General features: G+C 71.8%; 17 protein-coding genes and 1 pseudogene. 9 read left to right on the top strand and 9 right to left on the bottom strand.

Annotated elements, in window-relative coordinates; translation table 11 throughout:
• Positions 1-65 precede the first annotated feature (65 nt).
• A complete protein-coding gene (locus AC3ETA_RS46360) occupies positions 66-2,087 on the bottom strand; it encodes a beta-galactosidase (RefSeq protein WP_432198920.1) in 2,022 nt (673 codons plus the stop codon).
• A gap of 183 nt (positions 2,088-2,270) precedes the next feature.
• Between AC3ETA_RS46360 and AC3ETA_RS46355 the strand changes: the two genes are divergently transcribed.
• From AC3ETA_RS46355 to AC3ETA_RS46335, 5 genes are all read left to right on the top strand, one after another.
• Positions 2,271-3,602, top strand: coding sequence for an ABC transporter substrate-binding protein (locus tag AC3ETA_RS46355; protein WP_432198919.1), 1,332 nt, complete (start codon positions 2,271-2,273; stop codon positions 3,600-3,602).
• Complete coding sequence (locus tag AC3ETA_RS46350) at positions 3,599-4,522, top strand: carbohydrate ABC transporter permease (protein ID WP_432198918.1); 924 nt, start codon at positions 3,599-3,601, stop codon at positions 4,520-4,522. The genes AC3ETA_RS46355 and AC3ETA_RS46350 overlap by 4 nt, the downstream gene beginning before the upstream one ends.
• Entirely contained in the window at positions 4,519-5,427 is a 909-nt protein-coding gene (locus AC3ETA_RS46345; RefSeq protein ID WP_432198917.1) for a carbohydrate ABC transporter permease, read from the top strand. The genes AC3ETA_RS46350 and AC3ETA_RS46345 overlap by 4 nt, the downstream gene beginning before the upstream one ends.
• Positions 5,424-6,455: a LacI family DNA-binding transcriptional regulator gene (locus tag AC3ETA_RS46340; RefSeq protein WP_432198916.1), complete on the top strand. Its 1,032-nt coding sequence runs from the start codon at positions 5,424-5,426 to the stop codon at positions 6,453-6,455. The genes AC3ETA_RS46345 and AC3ETA_RS46340 overlap by 4 nt, the downstream gene beginning before the upstream one ends.
• Before the next feature lie 179 nt (positions 6,456-6,634).
• Entirely contained in the window at positions 6,635-7,024 is a 390-nt protein-coding gene (locus tag AC3ETA_RS46335) for a MarR family winged helix-turn-helix transcriptional regulator (RefSeq protein ID WP_432198915.1), read from the top strand.
• A 95-nt stretch (positions 7,025-7,119) separates the two neighbouring features.
• Here AC3ETA_RS46335 and pqqB read toward each other — a convergent pair whose 3' ends face one another.
• The 3 genes from pqqB to AC3ETA_RS46320 all read right to left on the bottom strand — a co-directional run bounded on the left by pqqB (position 7,120) and on the right by AC3ETA_RS46320 (position 9,054).
• The gene (gene pqqB, locus AC3ETA_RS46330) at positions 7,120-7,971 is read right to left on the bottom strand and encodes a pyrroloquinoline quinone biosynthesis protein PqqB (RefSeq protein WP_432198914.1); all 852 of its coding nucleotides are present in this window, start codon (positions 7,969-7,971) and stop codon (positions 7,120-7,122) included.
• 255 nt (positions 7,972-8,226) lie between these two features.
• Positions 8,227-8,628, bottom strand: coding sequence for an SseB family protein (locus AC3ETA_RS46325; protein WP_381456549.1), 402 nt, complete (start codon positions 8,626-8,628; stop codon positions 8,227-8,229).
• Between the two features lie 147 nt (positions 8,629-8,775).
• Positions 8,776-9,054 (bottom strand): hypothetical protein, encoded by a 279-nt coding sequence (locus AC3ETA_RS46320; protein ID WP_432198913.1) that lies wholly within the window; start codon positions 9,052-9,054, stop codon positions 8,776-8,778.
• Between the two features lie 376 nt (positions 9,055-9,430).
• Between AC3ETA_RS46320 and AC3ETA_RS46315 the strand changes: the two genes are divergently transcribed.
• Together AC3ETA_RS46315 and AC3ETA_RS46310 are read left to right on the top strand one after the other, a co-directional pair.
• Positions 9,431-10,759: a phosphoribosyltransferase family protein gene (locus AC3ETA_RS46315; RefSeq protein WP_432198912.1), complete on the top strand. Its 1,329-nt coding sequence runs from the start codon at positions 9,431-9,433 to the stop codon at positions 10,757-10,759.
• A 131-nt stretch (positions 10,760-10,890) separates the two neighbouring features.
• Positions 10,891-11,805: a peptidoglycan-binding domain-containing protein gene (locus AC3ETA_RS46310; RefSeq protein ID WP_432198911.1), complete on the top strand. Its 915-nt coding sequence runs from the start codon at positions 10,891-10,893 to the stop codon at positions 11,803-11,805.
• 127 nt (positions 11,806-11,932) lie between these two features.
• Here the strand turns inward: AC3ETA_RS46310 and AC3ETA_RS46305 are convergent, their stop codons facing one another.
• On the bottom strand, positions 11,933-12,094 hold the full coding sequence (locus AC3ETA_RS46305) for a TetR/AcrR family transcriptional regulator (protein WP_432198910.1): 162 nt from the start codon (positions 12,092-12,094) through the stop codon (positions 11,933-11,935).
• Positions 12,095-12,096: 2 nt separating this feature from the next.
• Entirely contained in the window at positions 12,097-12,792 is a 696-nt protein-coding gene (locus AC3ETA_RS46300) for a type 1 glutamine amidotransferase domain-containing protein (RefSeq protein WP_432198909.1), read from the bottom strand.
• Between the two features lie 120 nt (positions 12,793-12,912).
• Between AC3ETA_RS46300 and AC3ETA_RS46295 the strand changes: the two genes are divergently transcribed.
• Positions 12,913-13,881, top strand: coding sequence for a LysR family transcriptional regulator (locus AC3ETA_RS46295; protein WP_432198908.1), 969 nt, complete (start codon positions 12,913-12,915; stop codon positions 13,879-13,881).
• Between the two features lie 11 nt (positions 13,882-13,892).
• Here the strand turns inward: AC3ETA_RS46295 and AC3ETA_RS46290 are convergent, their stop codons facing one another.
• On the bottom strand, positions 13,893-15,095 hold the full coding sequence (locus AC3ETA_RS46290; RefSeq protein WP_432198907.1) for a PucR-like N-terminal domain-containing protein: 1,203 nt from the start codon (positions 15,093-15,095) through the stop codon (positions 13,893-13,895).
• 328 nt (positions 15,096-15,423) lie between these two features.
• Between AC3ETA_RS46290 and AC3ETA_RS46285 the strand changes: the two genes are divergently transcribed.
• On the top strand, positions 15,424-16,386 hold the full coding sequence (locus AC3ETA_RS46285; protein WP_432198906.1) for an esterase/lipase family protein: 963 nt from the start codon (positions 15,424-15,426) through the stop codon (positions 16,384-16,386).
• 46 nt (positions 16,387-16,432) lie between these two features.
• Here AC3ETA_RS46285 and AC3ETA_RS46280 read toward each other — a convergent pair.
• Positions 16,433-16,508: pseudogene (locus AC3ETA_RS46280) on the bottom strand ((2Fe-2S)-binding protein); the annotation flags it as partial.
• 219 nt (positions 16,509-16,727) lie between these two features.
• Positions 16,728-18,683, bottom strand: coding sequence for a collagenase (locus AC3ETA_RS46275; RefSeq protein WP_432198905.1), 1,956 nt, complete (start codon positions 18,681-18,683; stop codon positions 16,728-16,730).
• Positions 18,684-18,833: the final 150 nt, after the last annotated feature.

Genomic DNA, 18,833 nt, shown 5'->3' with positions numbered 1-18,833 from the left:
TCTCGCCCCCCTGGTGAGCCCCTCCGCCCGCGGCTCGCGGCACGCGCGGGCGGAGGGGAGTCGGCTCAGCCGTCGAGTCGTACGACCCGGACGGCTCCCGCGGGGACCTCGAGGCGGCCCGCGGCGCGTTCGCCGGTCAGCAGTTCGGTGCCGGGCGCCTCCAGCGGGACCTTGGCGTCCGACGCGGTGTGGTTGACGGCGAAGAGGTAGGTGCCCGACTCGCCGGAACGGCGCACCACCTCGACATCCCGGGGCAGGTCGGCACGGGGCGGGACCTGCGCGTCCTCGATCGCCCGGCCGAGCAGCGCGTCGAGGCCGTCGGCGCCCAGGCGGGTGGAGACGTACCAGGCGGTGCCCTCGCCGAGGCGGTGCCGGGTGACGGCGGGGTGGCCGGCGGTCAGGCCGCCGGCGTAGGTCCACACGGTCTCGGCGCCGCGCGGCACCACGAACTCCGTCCACACATCGCCGCTGAGCTCGGAGCCGTCGGGGCCGGTGATGCGGACCGGCTGGTCCGCGAGCAGGGGCGAGAACTCCTCGACCGTCAGGCCGAGGACGTCCCGCAGCGGCCCGGGGCAGGCGCCCTCGTGCACGGCGTCGTGCTCGTCGACGATGCCGGAGAAGTACGACACCACGAGGGTGCCGCCCCGCTCGACGTACTCCTTGAGGTTGCGCCCGGCCGCCTCCGTCATCAGGTACAGGGCGGGCACGACGACAAGGGGATACCTCGACAAGTCGGCTTCCGGGTGGGCGAAGTCGACGGTGAGGTGGCGGTCGTAGAGCGCCTCGTAGAAGGCGTCGGCGCGCTCGCGCGGATCGTGGTCCTCGCTCGGGCGCCAGTCGAGGCTCTGCGCCCACCAGGAGTGCCAGTCCCACAGCATCGCCACGTCGGCCTGTGTGCGGGTGCCGCGTACGGTGCTCAACGAGTCGACGGCGGCGCCGAGTTCGACGACCTCGCGCCACACGCGGGTGTCGGTGCCGCCGTGCGGGAGCATCGCGGAGTGGAACTTCTCGGCGCCGCGCCGGGACTGCCGCCACTGGAAGAACATGGCGCCCTCGGAGCCTCGCGCCACATGGGCGAGGGAGTTGCGGGCCATCTGGCCGGGGGCCTTGGCGGGGTTGCGGGGCTGCCAGTTGACGCCGGAGGTGGAGTGCTCGAGGAGGAGCCAGGGCGCTCCCTGGGCCACCGAGCGGGTCAGGTCGGCGGCCATGGCGAGGTTGACGTGGGTGCGGCGGCCGTCGGTGATCAGGTAGTGGTCGTTGGTGACGATGTCGACCTCGCGGCCCCAGGCCCAGTAGTCGACGGAGTCGCACTGGCTGAGCGCCGTCATGAAGTTGGTGGTGACCGGGACGCCGGGCACGAGGCGGTGCAGTATGTCCCGCTCCATGACGAAGTTCTCCCGCATCGTCGCGTCGGCGAAGCGCTTGTAGTCCAGCGCCTGGGCCGGGTTGACCGCCGTCGGTGTCGTGCGCGGCGGGTTGATCTCCTCGAAGTCCGAGTACCGCTGGCCCCAGAAGGCCGTGCCCCAGACCTCGTTGACCGCCTCGACCGTCCCGTACGTCGACTCCAGCCAGCGGCGGAAGTGCGCGGCGCAGGAGTCGCAGTAGCAGGCCGAGACGGGGACGCCGTACTCGTTGTGCACGTGCCACATCGCCAGCGCCGGGTGGTCGCCGTAGCGTTCGGCGAGCTTGGTGGTGATGGCCGCGGCGGCCGTGCGGTAGTCGGCGCTGCTGTGACAGATGGCGGCGCGCGAGCCGAACTCCAGGCGGACCCCGTCCGGTGTGACGGGCAGGGCCCCGGGGTGGGCGCGGTAGAACCAGACCGGCGGGCAGACGGTGGGAGTGCCCAGGTCGACGCGGATTCCGTGCTCGTGCAGCAGGTCGAGCACGCGGTCCAGCCAGCCGAAGTCGTACACACCCGGTGAGGGTTCCAGCAGGGCCCAGGAGAAGATCCCGACGCTCACCATCGTGACGCCGGCCTCCCGCATCAGCCGCACGTCCTCGTGCCAGACGTCCTGCGGCCACTGCTCGGGGTTGTAGTCCCCACCGAAGGCGAGCCCGGTGAGGCCCCTGGGGTTGGTCTCCGGCATGGATCTCTCCCGATTAATCGATCATTTGGGAACGTGCACACACGCGATCGGCGGTGTGAGCCCAACATAACCGCACAGCAACAACCATTGACAAGTGTCCTGGATGTTTCTCTACTGTGAACGCTCACAGAAGCATGGCAGGTCTTCGCAGCAGGCGGAGACCCCAGGTCAGGGGAGAGATCCATGCCCATCACGAAGCGCCGACGGCTCGTCCTGAGAAGTGCCGCCACCTGCGTCGCCGTCGCCCTCGGCGCCACCACCCTCGCCGCGTGCGGCTCGTCCGAGGACGACAGCGAGGCCGAGTCCGGGCCCGTCTCGCTGACGTACTGGACCTGGACACCCGGCATGGACAAGGTCGTCGACCTGTGGAACAAGGGCCCGGGAAAGAAGGACCGGATCACGGTCACGGTCAAGAAGCAGGCCTCCGGCGACACGCTGGTCACCAAGATCCTCACCGCGCACAAGGCCGGCAAGGCCCCCGACCTGGTCCAGGCCGAGTACCAGGCGCTGCCGACCCTGGTCAGCAATGACGCCGTCGCGGACATAGCCGGCGACGTCGGCGACGCGAGGAGCAAGTTCGCCGACGGTGTCTGGCAGCAGACCACCCTGGGCACGGACGCGGTCTACGCGGTCCCGCAGGACATCGGGCCGATGATGTTCTACTACCGCGAGGACCTGTTCAAGAAGTACGGCCTGACGGTCCCGACCACCTGGGAGCAGTTCGCCGAGACGGCCCGCGCGCTGAAGAAGAAGGCCCCGGACACGGACCTGACCACCTTCTCCGCCAACGACTCCGGCCTCTTCGCGGGCCTCGCCCAGCAGGCCGGCGCCAAGTGGTGGACGGCCTCCGGCGACAGGTGGAACGTCGGCATCGACGACGCCGCCACCCAGAAGGTCGCCGCGTTCTGGGGCGGCCTCGTCAAGGAGGGCGCCGTCGACAACCAGCCGATGTACACCCCGGCCTGGAACAAGGCCCTCAACACCGGCAAGCAGATCGCCTGGGTCTCCGCCGTGTGGGCGCCGGGCACGCTGACCACGGCCGCGCCCGACACCAAGGGCAAGTGGGCCATGGCCCCGCTCCCCCAGTGGTCCGGGTCCGACGACGTCACCGGCAGCTGGGGCGGTTCCTCCACCGCCGTCACCACCGACTCCGGGCACAAGGCGGCCGCCGCGAAGTTCGCCGCCTGGCTCAACACCGACGGCGACGCCCTGCAGGCACTGGCCAAGGAGAGCGGCATCTACCCGGCCGCCACGAACGCCCAGACCAGCGGCGCCTTCGCCACCCCGCCGGACTACTTCTCGAACCAGTCGGACTTCTACGCCGAGGCCGCCGAGATCGCGAAGACCACCGCCCCGTCCGCGTGGGGCCCGAACGTGAACGTCGCCTACACGACCTTCAAGGACGCCTTCGGCAAGGCCGCCAAGGACAAGTCCGACTTCGGCGCCGCCCTGACGACCATGCAGGACGACACGGTCGCCGACCTGAAGAAGCAGGGCTTCGAGGTCTCCGAGTGACCAGCACGAGCCGGAAGGCGTACGGGGTGAAGGGGGCCCCGTACGCCTTCCTCCTGCCCGCGACCGTCCTGTTTCTCCTGTTCTTCGCGCTGCCCATCGGCTACGCGGTCTGGCTCAGCTTCCGCAGGGTGAAGGTCTCCGGACTCGGCCTCGGCTCGGGCGCCCGCAAGGAGGTCTGGGCCGGGCTGGAGAACTACACCGACGCTCTCACCGACGACGAACTGGTCGCCGGCGCACTGCGTGTGCTCGGATACGGCTGCATCGTGGTGCCGGTGATGCTGGGCCTCGCCCTGCTGTTCGCGCTGATGCTGGACTCCGAGAAGGTGCGCCTCGCGCCCGTCACCAGGCTCGCGATCTTCCTGCCGTACGCCGTCCCCGGCGTCGTGGCGGCGCTGCTGTGGGGCTTTCTGTACCTGCCGGACGTCAGCCCCTTCTACTTCGTGCTGGAGAAGCTGGGCCTGCCGCAGCCCGACCTGCTCGACGGCGGTCCGCTGTATCTCGCCCTGTCGAACATCGCGGTGTGGGGCGGCACCGGTTTCAACATGATCGTCATCTACACCTCGCTCCAGGCGATCCCGGCCGAGGTGTACGAGGCGGCACGGCTGGACGGTGCGACGCCGCTCCAGACCGCGCTGCGGATCAAGATCCCGATGGTGGCGCCCTCACTGGTGCTGACCTTCTTCTTCTCGATCATCGCCACGCTCCAGGTGTTCAACGAGCCGACCACCCTGAAGCCGCTCACCAACTCCGTGTCCACGACCTGGAGTCCGCTGATGAAGGTGTACCAGGACGCCTTCGGCAAGGGCGACATCCACGCGGCGGCCGCGCAGGCCACGATCATCGCCCTGGCCACGCTGCTGCTGTCGTTCGGCTTCCTGCGGGCCGCGAACCGCCGTAACAAGCAGGAGGCATCCCGATGAGCTCCCTCGCCGTCGGCAAGGCCGACACGGCCGCGGACGCCGCGCCCGGCGCGGACCGGAGCCGGCCGCCGCTGCGCCGCCGGATCGCGCTGATCCCGACGGTCACGCTGCTGCTCGGCGCGCTGTACTGCCTGCTGCCCGTCGCCTGGGTGGTGATCGCGGCGACCAAGTCCGGCAGCGAACTGTTCTCCACGTTCACCTTCCTGCCCGGCACGGGCTTCGCCGACAACTTCGCGGACCTGAGCGCCTATCGGGACGGGGTGTACTGGCAGTGGATGGGCAACTCCGCCCTGTACGCCGGTCTCGGTGCCCTGCTGTCGACGGTCGTCTCGGCGTTCAGCGGTTACGCGCTGGCGATCTACCGCTTCCGGGGCCGGGAGGCGATGTTCAACGTGCTCCTTGCGGGCGTGCTGATGCCTCCGGTCATCCTCGCGATCCCGCAGTACCTGCTGCTGGCGCAGGCCGACCTGACGGACTCCTACCTGTCGGTGCTGCTGCCGCAGATCCTCTCGCCGTACGGCGTCTACCTCTCACGGATCTACGCGGCCGCCGCCGTGCCGGCCGACGTGGTCGAGGCGGGCCGGATGGACGGGGCGAGCGAGTGGCGGATCTTCACACGGGTCGCGCTGCCGATGATGGTGCCCGGCATGGTGACGGTGTTCCTGTTCCAGTTCGTGGCGATCTGGAACAACTTCCTGCTGCCGTACATCATGCTCAGCGACGACGAGCGGTTCCCGATCACGCTGGGTCTGTACACGCTGCTCGAACAGGGCGCCAGCACCCCGGCGCTGTACACACTGGTGATCACCGGCGCGTTCCTCGCGGTGCTGCCGCTGGTCGCGCTGTTCCTGGTCATCCAGCGGTTCTGGAGTCTGGATCTGCTCTCCGGGGCCGTAAAGTCATGACCATGAGCAACACGGGGGGCCGACGCAGACCGCCGACGATCCATGACGTGGCGCGCGAGGCCGGAGTCTCACGGGGCACGGTCTCGCGGGTGCTCAACGGCGGGCACTATGTCAGCCCCGCCGCCCAGGAGGCGGTCAACGCGGCTATCCGCAGGACGGGTTACGTCGTCAACCGGCACGCCCGCTCGCTGATCACGGGGCGCTCCGACTCGGTCGGCTTCCTGCTGACCGAGCCGCAGGAGCGGTTCTTCGAGGATCCCAATTTCAACGTCCTGCTGAGCGGCTGCACCCAGGCGCTCGCCGCGCACGACATCCCGCTGCTGCTGATGCTGGCGGGCACCAAGGACGAACGGCGGCGCATCACGCGGTACATCACCGCAGGTCATGTCGACGGGGTGCTGCTGGTCTCCAGCCACTCCGGGGACCGGGTCGCCGAGGAGCTGCGCGAGGCGGGCGTGCCGCTCGTGCAGTGCGGCAAGCCGATGGGGCTCGGTTCCAAGGTGAGTTATGTGGCGGCCGACGACCGGGACGGCGCCCGTGACATGGTGCGGCATCTGCTCTCGCTCGGCCGCCGCCGGATCGGCGTGGTCAGCGGTCCGCTGGACACCCCGGGTGGCGTCGACCGCCTCGCCGGCTACAAGGAGGTGCTGACGGAGGCGGGCGTCGAGATCGACGAGCGGCTCATCACCTCCGGCGACTACAGCCGGGCCAGTGGCGAGGCGGGCACCGAGCGGCTGCTGACGCGGGCCCCGGACCTCGATGCCCTGTTCGTGGCGTCCGACCTGATGGCACAGGGCGCTCTGGCGGCACTGCGCCGGGCGGGCCGGCGGGTGCCCGAGGACGTGTCGGTGGGCGGCTTCGACGACTCCGCGGCGGCGACGGAGGCCACCCCGGCCCTGACGACGATCCGCCAGCCCTACGACCGGGTCAGCGCCGAGATGGTGCGGCTGCTGCTCGCGCAGATCGGCGGCGAGGACCCGGCGGCGGTGATATTGCCGACGGAACTGGTGAGGCGGCAGTCGACGTGATCCCTCGGCGATCGGCGAACGGCGAACGGCGAACGGTCAGGATTCGAGAAGTCACGACCCGCTCCCCCGCTGCTCCAGGACCCGACCGGCTGACCCCGTGCCCCGCCCGTAGGAGCCTCGCTTGCACACGCACTAGTTGCACGCTCAATAAATGGCCGATTCGGTGTTACGGTGCGGGTATGGCAGTGAAGACGGCCGAAGCGGGGCTCGAGGAACGGTGGCGGGACATCCTGTCCGTGCACGCGCGCACGATGTGCGAGATCGACCGCGTGCTGCACCCGCACGGACTGGGCGCGAGCGACTTCGAGGTGCTCGACATCCTCGCGGCGGCGACGCCCGTGGAGGGCGAGCAGTGCCGGGTGCACAACCTCGTCGGGCGGGTCCACCTCAGTCAGAGCGCGCTGTCCCGGCTCATAGGGCGGCTGGAGAAGGACGGCCTGCTGGAGCGTTCCGTCTGCGCGGAGGACCGGCGCGGCGTGTACGTCACCCTGACCCGAAAGGGCCGTGACCTGCACGCCGAGGTCCTGCCGTTGCAGCGGGGTGCGCTGGCGCGCATGCTGAGCCGCTGAACACAGTGCCACGACGGGTGGTCTTTCCGGTGCGGCACCGTCGTGGCTTGTCGCGCAGTTCCCCGCGCCCCTGACGGCGACGTCGTCGGCCGGGTCTAGAGCGCGAACTCCGTCCCGTCCGGCAGGACTTCCGCCCCCGTCTCCGAGACCTGGGCGCGGGCCGTCGAGGCCGGGTCGAGCAGGGGGTTGGAGTCGGCGAGGTGGGTGTAGATCCGGCGGACCCCCGGGTGGCGGGTCAGGGCGGTGAGGCTGCCGACCGGTCCGGAGACGGGCAGGTGGCGCCCGGTGGCGCCCGTCTCGTCGGCCGTGAAGTACGTGCCGTCCAGGACGACGCCGTCCGCGTCCGCGACCAGGTCGTCCAGCAGCGCGGACCAGGCGCTCACGCGAGGCGCGTGGACGAGGACGCGCCCGGTGGCGAGGTCCTCGATGCGGTACACCGTCACCCAGCGGCGGTCCGAGGATCGGCCCGGCACGTACGCCGGTGGCTTCCCCGGGACCGGATGTGCCGTGACGACCAGCCCGCCGGCGAGTACGAATCCGCCCTCGGTGAGGCTGTCCGCCCACTCCCACGGGGTGTGGCGGTCCAGGCCCGCCCGCGCCGGGGCCAGGGCGGCCAGTACCGGTGGGGCGGCGTAGGTCTTCAGCCGCGCGGCATCGCGCAGCACGGCGAGGCCCGCCACATGATCGGGCTCCGCGTCGGTCAGCAGCACACCCCGCACGGGGGTGTGCCGGGGGCCGGGCCACAGGGCGGGCGCGGCGGTGAGCTGGGCGCGGATGTCCGGCGAGGCGTTCAGCAGCCACCAGTCGCGGGAGTTGCCGGTGACGGCGGCGCACTCCGGGCCGCGGGCGAGCAGCTTGCCGTCGCGGGCGGCGTCGCACCGCACGCAGGCGCAGTTCCAGCGCGGGAACCCGCCTGAGGCGGCGGTGCCTAGCAGGACGACCCTCAAGACGACCCCCACCCCTTCGCGTCGGCCCTCCCGGTGGGATCTTCCCTCTCCGTACGGCCGAACCACCCTGTGGCGGGGAGCAGTTCCGGCCGACCTTTCCCGGTGTCCGCGAGGCGGCCCGTGACCGCAGCGACTCCCGATGCCACGGCGGCCCGTGGGACATCCGGCCATGAGCCGAGGGGCGCGCGAAGGGGGTGGACGGCCACCCTGTGGCCGCCCACCCCCTTCGCGGATCGCTCTTGTCCCTCTGGCGCTCTACGGTCGCGCCAGCAGCGTCCGTACGCCCTCCGACGTCAGGGTCAGCGGGTGTGCGGAACCGGCGTCGATGGTCAGGGCCAGGTCGTCGGCCGGCCACTGGGAGGCCAGCGCGCCCAGCGGTACCAGGCGGTAGCGCGAGATGTAGGGCAGCAGCTCGGCCATCGCGGGCTCAGAGGTGAAGACGGGGACGACCGGCTCGCCGCCGGGCCGCTCGATGACCGGAAGCGCCACGGCCTCGGGGTCGATGGCGTCCTGCTCGCCCACGTCGTCGGGCACCGGGACGAGGACGTCGCTGCTCGCGAGCGTGTCCAGCGCCGCCCTGTCCTCGGTGTTGTCGGCCAGCGCGTCCAGCGCCCGCCGGGCCGGTGTGGCGTTGTAGTCGTTCGCGGGTGTGTCCATGGCAGATCCCCTGTCAGCGACGGCAGTGCGTCCGTCCGGGGCATGATCGCGGGATGCTCGGCCCCGGCGCGGCCCTGCTCGCGTACCCGATCCGGACTGGAGCATTCCTATGGTTGTCCAGAGGTCAGCGCATTCGATCTCCGCAGGTCAGCGGATCAACGAAAGGTGGCCGGAGGGGAGCCCGAGGCGATCACGGCCGACCCGGCGGGTGAGCGGCCGGCCATGCTCGGGCCCACATGGGTCCGGTACGTCGCCGCGTCCCGAAAAGTGGCGCTGCATCCGCTTGCGGCTCGCCTCGCGCGTGAGGTGGGTGGGACTGCGGGCCCGCTCCATGCGGATGCTGTTGAAGCCGCTGCCGCGCAGGCCGAGGACACCGTGCCGGTCGTCGAGCACCGTCCCCACCGCGCGCGGGGCGACGAACAGCACCGGCGGCCCGGGAGTCGCCGTCGGCCCCGAAGATCTCGTCCTGTGCCCGCTCCTCGAAGAGGGTCACGACCCGGAGGACATGGGCGGCGGTGAGCGACAGGGCCCAGCCGGTGGAGGGACAGCCGCGGGCGATCTCGGTGACCACCCGGTACAGGACGGGCAGGGCGGACTCGTGAAGCCTCCTGACGTGTGGGGCCGTCCGTCTCATGCCGTGATGCGTGCTCATGCCGTGATGCGTGACGCGATACGAGTGATTGAACACGGCAACCGCCTCGGGGGTACCTACCGGAAACCGCCAAGTCCCGAAGCCTCCCGCGAACAGTCGTAGCCTGAAGAGAAGGGACAGCTCCCGTCCTCGCGGGCACGGGAGGCACGTATGCGTTACGAGGACCGCAGTGCGGCCGGACGGCTGCTGGCCGAGGAGCTTCTGCAGCTGCGCGGCCGGGACGTGGTGGTGCTGGGCCTGCCGCGCGGCGGGGTGCCGGTTGCGGCGGAGGTGGCCCGGCGGCTCGATGCCCCGCTGGATGTCCTGGTGGTGCGGAAACTGGGCGTGCCCGGACAGCCGGAGTGGGGGTTCGGGGCCGTCGGCGAGCACGGGGTCCGCGTCCTCAACCGCGATGTGATCAGCGAGGCCGGGCTGGCCTCGGCAGAGCTGGAGGCCGTGGAGGCGGCCGAGCGGGCGGAGCTGGAGCGGCGGGTGCGCGGCTATCGGCGGGGGCGCGAGCCGTTGCCGGTGACCGGGCGTACCGCGCTGGTGGTCGACGACGGGCTGGCGACCGGGGCCACGGCCGAGGCCGCCTGCCGCGTCGTACGAGGTCAGGGCGCGGCCCGGGTCGTGCTCGCGGTGCCGGTGGGGCCCACGCACAGTGTGGTCCGGCTGCGACAGGTGGCGGACGAGGTGATCTGCCCCCAGACGCACCGGATCCTCGGTTCGGTGGGTGCCTGGTACCGGCACTTCGGCCAGGTCCCGGACGCCGAGGTCACGTCGCTGCTCGCGCGGGCCACCGAGCCCGGGTCCCCCTCCCCCGCCGCGGTGTCGCCGCCGTCGGACCGCGAGGTGCTGATCCCGGCCGCCGGCGCCCGGGTGGGGGCGCGGCTGGTCGTGCCGGACGGGGCCGCGGCGGCGGTCGCCTTCGCGCACGGCAGCGGCAGCAGCCGGCACAGCCCGCGCAATCAGTACGTCGCCGCCGCCCTCAACCGTGCGGGGCTGGCCACGCTGCTGCTGGACCTGCTGACGGACGGCGAGGCGCACGACCGGCACAACGTCTTCGACATCCTGCTGCTCGCCCGGCGACTGCATGCCGCGTCGGTGTGGCTGCGGGAGGAAACCGGCCTGCCCGTCGCCTACTTCGGGGCCAGCACCGGTGCTGCCGCCGCGCTGGAGGCGGCCGCGCTGTCCGGCTCCGACGTCCGCTCCGTCGTCTCCCGCGGCGGCCGTCCAGATCTGGCCACGCCGGCGGCGCTGGCCCGTCTGCGGGCGCCGACGCTGCTCATCGTCGGCAGCAGGGACACGCAGGTGCTCAGCCTCAACCGCCTGGCCGCCGACCGGATGCACTGCGAGCACCGGATCGCCGTCGTGCCGGGTGCCACCCACCTCTTCGAGGAACCCGGCACCCTCACGACCGTCGCCGAACTGGCCCGCGACTGGTTCACCGCGCACCTCGGCCGACCCACCACGGGCACACCACCGCGCCGCTCGGCCTGACCGCCGCCGTGGCCGCCGCGACGGGTTTCGGCCAGCCCGGAAGAGCTGGTTCCGTCAACCTCCCGGGTCATGGAGATTGAGTGTTGAACTTATGCCTAAACTCTGGATCCTGCACGGAGAGGGTCCCTTACGTGAGTGAACCGAACGATCCCGTCTGCCCGGAGTGCGGCACGCCCCGGGCGTCCGACGGAACCCCCGACTGCTCCTGCGCCCGCCGCGCCTCCGACGCCCGTCGGGACGCACGCGCGGCGGAGCGGGCGGCCGCGGAGGACTTCGATCCGGTGCGCATACGACCGTTCGTGGCACTCGACGACGACGCCGCGACGGATCGGGACGGCACCGAACCGCCGCAGGAACCGGGCGACTTGGCGGCCCGGCACGCCGCACCCCTCCCGCTCTCGGGTGAAGAGCCCCCGGCCGAGGCAGCAGAGCTCCCCGGCACCGACGCCCGCGCAGCCCGCCGGCGCAGAAACCGCACCCTTCTCGTCACCGGAGCGGGCGCCACCTTGGCCGTCCTCCTGACGGGCGCCTTCCTGGGCGGGCTGTTCACCTACGAAAGCCCCTCCCGGGACGGTGCCGTGTCCGACGACGTCCGCGCACCCGTCCCGGACGCGACCACCGAGGACGGCACCTCGCCGGAGGGGCAGTCCTCGGCCGTACCCTCCACCTCGCCGTCCGGCAGCTCGAGCTCTTCCCCCGGCACACCCCCGGGCACCGACCCCCCGACCGCTACCGCCACTTCCTCCACCTCCACCACGCCCCCGTCCGGCACGGACCCCACGACCAGCGCCGTCCCCGAACCGACCGACGCGGAAGGACAGCCCCCGGTCCTCCGCCGCGGCGACCAGGGACCGGAGGTCGTCGAACTCCAGCTGCGCCTGCGCCAGATCGGCCTCTACTCCGCAGAAGCCGACGGCGACTTCGACCGGCAGCTCGAAAACGCCGTACGCACCTACCAACTCACCCGCGTCATCCTCACCGACGAGCCGGGCGTCTACGGCAGCCCGACCCGCACGTCGCTGGAGTCGGAGACGTCGGAGCCGTAGGAGTCAGGGCCCAGGGGCCGGCTCTGCCTTCTCCTTCCTGCCTGCTGTGCGGCTTCGTCGCCGCGGCCGGAAAGCGCGGCTCCGCGCCCACGACGGTGCTCGGCCGCGCCGCGTACGGCGTGCGCGGCTACCGGCAGGCATCGCCCTTGCCGCGGACGTACTGGTGGACGGCCGACCGGGACACGCCCGTCGTCGTGGCGATGTCGTCCATGGTGGTGCGCCGCGCGCCGTACCGCGTGAGGCAGTCGTACGCCGCGTCCAGGACCTCGTCGAGCCGGTCGGCGGCCATGGTCAGCCCAGCTTCTTCAGTAGTTCGACGGCGAGCGGGGCCGAGGAGGCGGGGTTCTGGCCGGTGACCAGGTTGCGGTCGACGACCACGTTCGGCACCCACGGCTCGCCCGCCCGGACCTGCACGCCGGCCTCGGTGAGCCGGTCCTGGAGCAGCCACTTGGCCTTGTCGGCGAGGCCGCCCAGGGTCTCCTCGGTGTTGGTGAACGCGGCCACCCGGTACCCGGTGAACGCGTTGGTGCCGTCGGCGCCGGTGGCGGCCAGCAACGCGGCCGGGCCGTGGCAGACCACGCCGAGCGGCTTGCCGGAGTCCAGGGCGAGGGTCAGCAGCCGGCCGGAGTCGGCGTCGACCGCGAGGTCCTCCATCGGGCCGTGACCGCCGGGGTAGAACACGGCGGCGTAGTCGTCGAGGTCCACGTCCGCCAGCCGGACCGGCTCCCGCAGCTCGGTCATCGACTCGAGCAGGGCGGCGATCCGGTCGGCGTTCTCCTGACCGCCGTTGACCTCGGCCGCGAGGCTGCCCTTGTCGACGGGCGGTACGACACCGCCGGGCGTGGCCACGACGACCTCGTGACCGGCGGCCTTGAACGCCTCGTAGGGCGCGGCGGCCTCCTCGGCCCAGAAACCGGTGGGGTGCCTGGTGCCGTCCGCCAGCGTCCACTGGTCGGCGCCGGTCATCACGAACAGGATCTTCGACATGAGGGGGCTCTTTCGCGAGGGGGTTCCTGGAAGTCCTGACGCCGCGCGTGCAGATCGTCAGGACGCCGATGCCCCGACCGTACGCACCATCAGCCATCGGAATCCAATAGGCTCACCCATATGAGACATAGGGATTCCAATGAGGACGGGGAAGGGTCGGAAGGGGGCCGGGCGGGCGGCGCGGCGCCGGTGGACCTGAACCTGCTGCGCACGTTCCTCGCCGTGTACCGCACCGGTTCCTTCACCGCGGGCGCCCGGCTGCTGGGCCTGTCCCAGCCGACGGTCACCACGCAGATCCGCACGCTGGAGCGGCAGCTGGACCGGGAGCTGTTCCAGCGTCTGGCGCGCGGTGTGGCCCCCGGCCCGTACGCCGACGAGCTCGCCTCCCGGATCGTGGAGCCGCTGGACGCCCTCGCCACGGTCACCGGGCCGGGCGGCCCGGCCGACGACCACCCGGCGGAACCCGTGCACCTCGCCGGCCCGGCCGAGCTGCTGACCCACCGCGTCATGCCGGCCCTCGCGCCGCTGGTCGACCGGGGCGTACGGCTGCGCATCACGCCGGGCCTGACGGAACCCCTCCTGGAGGAGCTGCGGGCCGGCCGGTACGACCTGGTGCTGTCGACCTACCGGCCGCGCGGTCGCGCCCTGGCCTCGGTGCCGCTCGCGGACGAGGAGTTCGTACTGGTCGCTGCACCCCTCTGGGCGGAGCGCATCGGCGGTCCGGCGCGGCTCGCGGCGGACGGACCCGCCGCGCTGCACGGCGTGCCGCTGGTCGCCTACGCCGAGGACGTGCCGATCGTGCGCCGATACTGGCGGCATGTCTTCGGCAGGCGCCTTGTGCGCCACCCGGCGGTCACGATGCCGGATCTGAACGCGGTCAAGGCGGCGGTGGCGGGCGGTACGGGGTTCAGTGTGCTGCCCCGCTACCTGTGCTCGGCCGAACTGGCCTCGGGCGCGCTGGTCCCGCTGCACGACCCGGACGATCCGCCCATCAACACGGCCTTCCTCGTCCAGCGCCCGGGCTCCTCCGGCAACCCTCATGTCGCCCTGGTCCGCGACCGCTTGCTGGAGATCGCCCGCGACTGGTGACGCCCGGCGGCTCACCCGGTGTCGGCCCGCAGCGCGTGGGTACGCAGCGCCAGCAGGGCCTCGAACCGGAAGCGCGGGTCGCCGAGCCGGTCGCCGAACACTTCCTCCAGCTGGCGCAGGCGCTTGCGGGCCGTCTGCGGATGGATGCCCAATGCCTGGGCGACCTCGGGAGCGGTGCGCCCCCAGGACATCAGCAGGGCGTCCAGGGTCTCGGCGAGCCGGGCGGCCCGGCCCCGGGGCAGGTCCGTGAAGGCGCCCAGAACGCGGCGGCCGAGCAACTGCCCGATGGGGGCGCCGCGCAGGAGGTACAGCTCGGCCAGCTCGTCGTCGACACGCAGGAAGGCTCCGTCGGTGGGCGGTTCGGCACGCCGGTCGATGGCGAGGCGGGCGCACTGGAGGGACAGCCAGGTCTCGTGCGGGGGCACGGCCGGGCCGACGACGGCGACACGGCCCCGGGCGGCGTCCCGCACCCGGTCGATCAGCCCGCTCGTCTCCGGTTCGGGCACGATCAGCACGAGATCGCTGCCCCGGCCGATGGACAGCAGTTCACCGTCCGCTCCGGGCACGGAGAAGCGCCCGGCCGACCGTACGATCACGGACGCGACGGCACCCGGCAGCGCCCACCGGGCCCGCTCGGCCAGCGGCCCCAGCGCCGCCCGCTCCTGCCCCCGCGGCGGCTCCAGCAGCCGCTCCACCAGCGCCCGGCGGGCCCGCTTCACCTCGCCCTCCGAGCGGAGCTGAGCGGCGAGGAAACCTTTCACCGACTCATTGGACAGCGCGTTGATGTGGACCAGCACGGCCTCGTGCAGGGTCAGGACGGTCGCGGGCGGCAGCGTGGCCTCCTGCACGAACTCGGCATAGCGCCGACTGCCGACCCGCGCGCCGACGCGGAACGCGGCCTGGAGGGCGTCCGTCGTCCGGCCGTTCAGGAACTCGATGCGCCCGAGGTGCCGGAAGTGGTCGAGGTGATGGTCCTGGGCACTGTCGGGGTGCTCGATCAGCTCCACGAACTGCAGCACGGCCCGGCGGATCGACTCGATCAGGTCGCGGCCGACGGCGGAGTCGAGCGGCCGGCGGTAGGCGGGCACCTCCTCGCGGATCGCCCGGGTCATGTCGGCGACGATGTGCTCGGTCCGGGAGCGGATCAGCGCGGCGAGCACCGGGGGCAGCTCGTGCCAGGGCTGACGTGTGAACGTCTCGGCCTGTGCCGTCATCACGTTGACTCCGTCCCGGGCGGCGGGTGAGGGGTGGCGGGCGCGCGGCGCGCTCGCCGGTGGTGACCGGCGGTGGCGCACGCGGAAGCTGCGCCCGGTGAGGCACAGCTCGGGAAAGGTGTCACGCCTATGACATCTTTCTCGTCTCCCTCCGCGGCTCTCCTGGTCGGCTCCCGCGGGCGACGCGAGTGTTGATCCGACGTTACGCGCCAGTAGCTTCCGTGTCTCGCTCTTGTGACAAGGCTTCACCCGGTCCTGACCGATCCCCTTGCGGCCAGGCCCCACGGATCCGCCGGCGCTCCCCCACGACCAGTCAGAGGAGCCCCACATGCGCACCCGCAGACTGCGACGCACCCCACGGCGACGCCTGCTGACCACGTCCCTGGCCGCGCTCACGGCGGCCGCCTGTATCGGCGTGGCCGGCGTCGACCGGTCCCAGGCGGCGCCGGAGGCGAGCGACACCGCGCCGGTCGCGGCGGCCGATCCGGTCGGCCCGCCCAAGGACGACTTCGCGTCGGCGTTCGCGTACTCCCTCGCCCACCCGACGGCCGTGCCTTCCGGCGCCAACGACTTCGCCTGCCGGCCCAGCGCCGCGCACCCGCGTCCCGTCGTCCTCGTGCACGGCACGATGGAGAACCGCTACGACAACTGGGCGGCACTGGCCCCGCGGCTCAAGGAGGCCGGGTACTGCGTCTTCGCCCTCAACCACGGCGGCAGCTCCGGCCCGCTGCTCGGCACCGAGGACATGGCCGCCTCGGCACGGCAGCTGGCGGACTTCGTCGACCGGGTCCGGTCCGCCACCGGCGCCGCGAAGGTCGACCTCGTCGGGCACTCGCAGGGCGGCATGATGCCGCGGTACTACATCAAGAACCTCGGGGGCGCGGCGAAGGTCGACAAGCTCGTCGCCCTCACCCCGTCCAACCACGGCACCACGTTCTCGGGCCTCGGCCTGCTCGCCCTGGTGATCCCGGGCGGCGACGCGGTCCTCGGAGCGGCCTGCAAGGCGTGCAGCCAGCAGCTCATCGGCTCGGACTTCCTCAAGGACCTGAACTCCGGCAGCGAGACCGACCCGGGCGTCACCTACACGGTGATCACCACCCGGTACGACGAGGTCGTCACCCCGTACACCTCGGCGTATCTGGACGCGGCCCCCAACGTCACCAACGTCAAGCTCCAGGACGTGTGCCCAGCAGAGTTCACCGACCACATCGGCATCAGCTACAACGACCTGGCCGGACGCCTCGTCCTGAACGCGCTCGACCCCGCCCACGCCCAGCGCCCGGTCTGCTGAGGCGAACCGCGATCCCCTGGCCGTGCGGGGCGCCACGCACGGCCAGCCACTTCGGTCCGGTGACGCCGAGGACGTCCCGCAGCACCCACAGCAGCCGTACGTCGTCCTCGATGTCCGGTCACGGGCTCGCCGTTTCTACCGTCCTGGTCAGCAAGTCGATCCCGGGCAGCGGGAGTTCGGCCTTGCGCAGCTTCGCACGGACGCTGTCGTCGGAGGCGTCCTCGGCGGTCACAACCGCCTCCCCCGTGCAGCTCCGGGATCGACTGCTCCGCAGAACGTCCCGGCCCACGCCCCGCCACGCGGGCGCGGGCCGGGACCTCAGACGGATCCGCGCCCGGCGATCAACGTGCTCCTTCCCCCGACGCCCCTGCGCCCGCTGCCGCCGCACAAGCACCGGCGGCGCACTGCGTCAGCCACCGGTCGAAGTCGGCGTCGTAGCGGGTGCCGATGTCGGTGGCGTAGACGGCGTGGCCGCCCGCGTAGTCGCCGACGCGGAAGCGGGCGAGCATGCGCCGGATGTCGTCCGGGTGGTTCTCGAACATGTAGCGGACCGCGAGGTAGCCCCACGGATAGGTGCGGCTCACGTCGCTGTTGGTGTACGTGTTCTGGAACAGCGTGCTCAGCCGGTACGTGTGCTTGCCCGCCTCCGTGACCGCCTGGTCGTAGGTGAGGTCGCGGTAGCCGTAGGAGACGTATTCGGCGAAGCCCTCGATCCACCACACGTCCGGCACCGAGGTCTGCTCGGCGAAGTCGCCCTTCATGTTGTCACGGGCGTCGAGGTAGTGCGTGTACTCGTGGTTGAGGTTCCAGATCCGGGCGGCGTGCCCGGTGTCCTGGCTCTTCTGGTACATGACCGCGAACGGCTCGTTCGCGGGGTCCGCCGGGTCCCCGATCAGGGTCATGCCGCCGTTGTCCGTACTGATGCCGAAGATCGCCCCGGCGTACGTCCGGTAGTCCTCGCGGCCGGCGAAGACGAAGAGGTCGAGGGTCGACAGGTACTGGCCGGGGATCGGCCCGTCGTCCCGGACGAGATCGTGGACGTAGCCGTCCTGGCGCAGCACGCTCGCGCACGCCGCGCCGAGGTCGGCGGAGGTGAGCGACTGCGCCCGGATGGTGCGGGTGGCGTCGCAGCCATGGGTGATCGGCAGGGCCGCGCGCATCAGCCGGCCGGTCAGGTCGCAGACGCCGTAGTAGGCGCAGTTGGCGCGGTCGTAGGAGTCGGCCTGGGTCGCCACGGCCACCCACAGGCCGGCGGTGGGGCCGGTGATGCGGGTGGTGTCGAGCAGGTGCTTGGCCCGGGGCCGCGCGGTGCTCCGCAGGGCCGGGTGCTCGACGTAACGGGCCACGTTCATGCCGGCGTTGGAGGTGAGGTACGCGCGGTCGGTGCCCAGCAGATCGAGATGACCGAGGGCGAAGGCGTGCAGCGTGCGGACGACGGACGGGTCGGCCGTGACCGCCCTGACGTAGTCCGCGTTCCAGTTGCCGCGCCAGAGCGGGGTGTACACGGAGTTGACGGCCGCGAGCATGCTGTGGATGGCGTCGTAGGAGCTATCGTAGTCCCAGAGTATCCGCTGGTAGACCCGTAGGTAGCGGGCCTGCCGGTCGGCGCTGTCGGTGAGGATGACGACCTCGCTCAGCACGTCGCCGTTCGCGTCGGTGACGTCCCCGGAGTGCGGGCGGGCGAAGAAGGTGTCCAGGCCGCGGGTGGTGTTGCGGCTCAGGGCGGCGCCGTACGGGCCCACGTCGTCCGGGTGGTTGAACTGCACGTAGTAGCCGGCCCGCAGGAACAGCACGAGTTGCCACACACCGGCGGAGTTGTCGCCGTTGTAGGTCCGTGCCGCGCGGGTGAACGCCTTGGCGACCGTGACCATCTGGGCTTCGCGGAAGACGGCGCGCGCGTCGGTTCCCGTGACCGCGAAGAGGGTGTTGACACAGTCCGTGCTCGACGCCTTCACGAACGCGACGAGCGCGGCGCCGGTCCTGCCGCCGAAGTCGCCGGGCGTGCACGACGCCGCCTTGAGGCCCGGCTCCGGGCTCGGCCGGTCCGGGACGCGCGACGGCGGCAGGGGCGGCAGCTGGGTCCGGTTGACCGGCCGGTCCTGTACGGCGGGACGGGTGGCGGTGTCCGCCGTCGGACCGGTCGGCGGCGGCTGTGCCGTGTCCCGGGAGGTGACCGGGGCGGCGCCGGGTCGGGGCGCGGGGTTCGCGAGTGCCGGCACCGACAGTAAGCCGCAGACGGTGACGCAGGCGGCGAACGCCGTGATCATGCGTCTGGGCAGCACGAAGCGGTAGCGCATCTGGATTCCTCCACGGACGGATGCGCCTCGGAGTGGGGTGCTGAGGCGCGTGAGGCACTGTCTCAACGCCGTGCGGCACCAACAATGGTGTGTGACATAGCACATGGCGCCGGGGAGCCATAACGCGCGGAGGTCCGCGGTGGGCGGCGG

It is taken from the genome of Streptomyces sp. bgisy027 (assembly GCF_057710365.1).
Note: the sequence above shows the minus strand (reverse complement) of the source record. Positions and strands in the feature narration are given on the sequence as shown.

Excerpts from the sequence above, each read along its gene's own strand:
- AC3ETA_RS46360 (WP_432198920.1), bottom strand. The coding sequence starts at position 2,087 with ATGCCGGAGACCAACCCCAGGGGCCTCACCGGGCTCGCCTTCGGTGGG.
- AC3ETA_RS46355 (WP_432198919.1), top strand. The coding sequence starts at position 2,271 with ATGCCCATCACGAAGCGCCGACGGCTCGTCCTGAGAAGTGCCGCCACC.
- AC3ETA_RS46345 (WP_432198917.1), top strand. The coding sequence starts at position 4,519 with ATGAGCTCCCTCGCCGTCGGCAAGGCCGACACGGCCGCGGACGCCGCG.
- AC3ETA_RS46340 (WP_432198916.1), top strand. The coding sequence starts at position 5,424 with ATGACCATGAGCAACACGGGGGGCCGACGCAGACCGCCGACGATCCAT.
- AC3ETA_RS46335 (WP_432198915.1), top strand. The coding sequence starts at position 6,635 with ATGGCAGTGAAGACGGCCGAAGCGGGGCTCGAGGAACGGTGGCGGGAC.
- AC3ETA_RS46325 (WP_381456549.1), bottom strand. The coding sequence starts at position 8,628 with ATGGACACACCCGCGAACGACTACAACGCCACACCGGCCCGGCGGGCG.
- AC3ETA_RS46315 (WP_432198912.1), top strand. The coding sequence starts at position 9,431 with ATGCGTTACGAGGACCGCAGTGCGGCCGGACGGCTGCTGGCCGAGGAG.
- AC3ETA_RS46305 (WP_432198910.1), bottom strand. The coding sequence starts at position 12,094 with ATGGCCGCCGACCGGCTCGACGAGGTCCTGGACGCGGCGTACGACTGC.
- AC3ETA_RS46300 (WP_432198909.1), bottom strand. The coding sequence starts at position 12,792 with ATGTCGAAGATCCTGTTCGTGATGACCGGCGCCGACCAGTGGACGCTG.
- AC3ETA_RS46295 (WP_432198908.1), top strand. The coding sequence starts at position 12,913 with ATGAGACATAGGGATTCCAATGAGGACGGGGAAGGGTCGGAAGGGGGC.
- AC3ETA_RS46290 (WP_432198907.1), bottom strand. The coding sequence starts at position 15,095 with ATGACGGCACAGGCCGAGACGTTCACACGTCAGCCCTGGCACGAGCTG.
- AC3ETA_RS46285 (WP_432198906.1), top strand. The coding sequence starts at position 15,424 with ATGCGCACCCGCAGACTGCGACGCACCCCACGGCGACGCCTGCTGACC.
- AC3ETA_RS46275 (WP_432198905.1), bottom strand. The coding sequence starts at position 18,683 with ATGCGCTACCGCTTCGTGCTGCCCAGACGCATGATCACGGCGTTCGCC.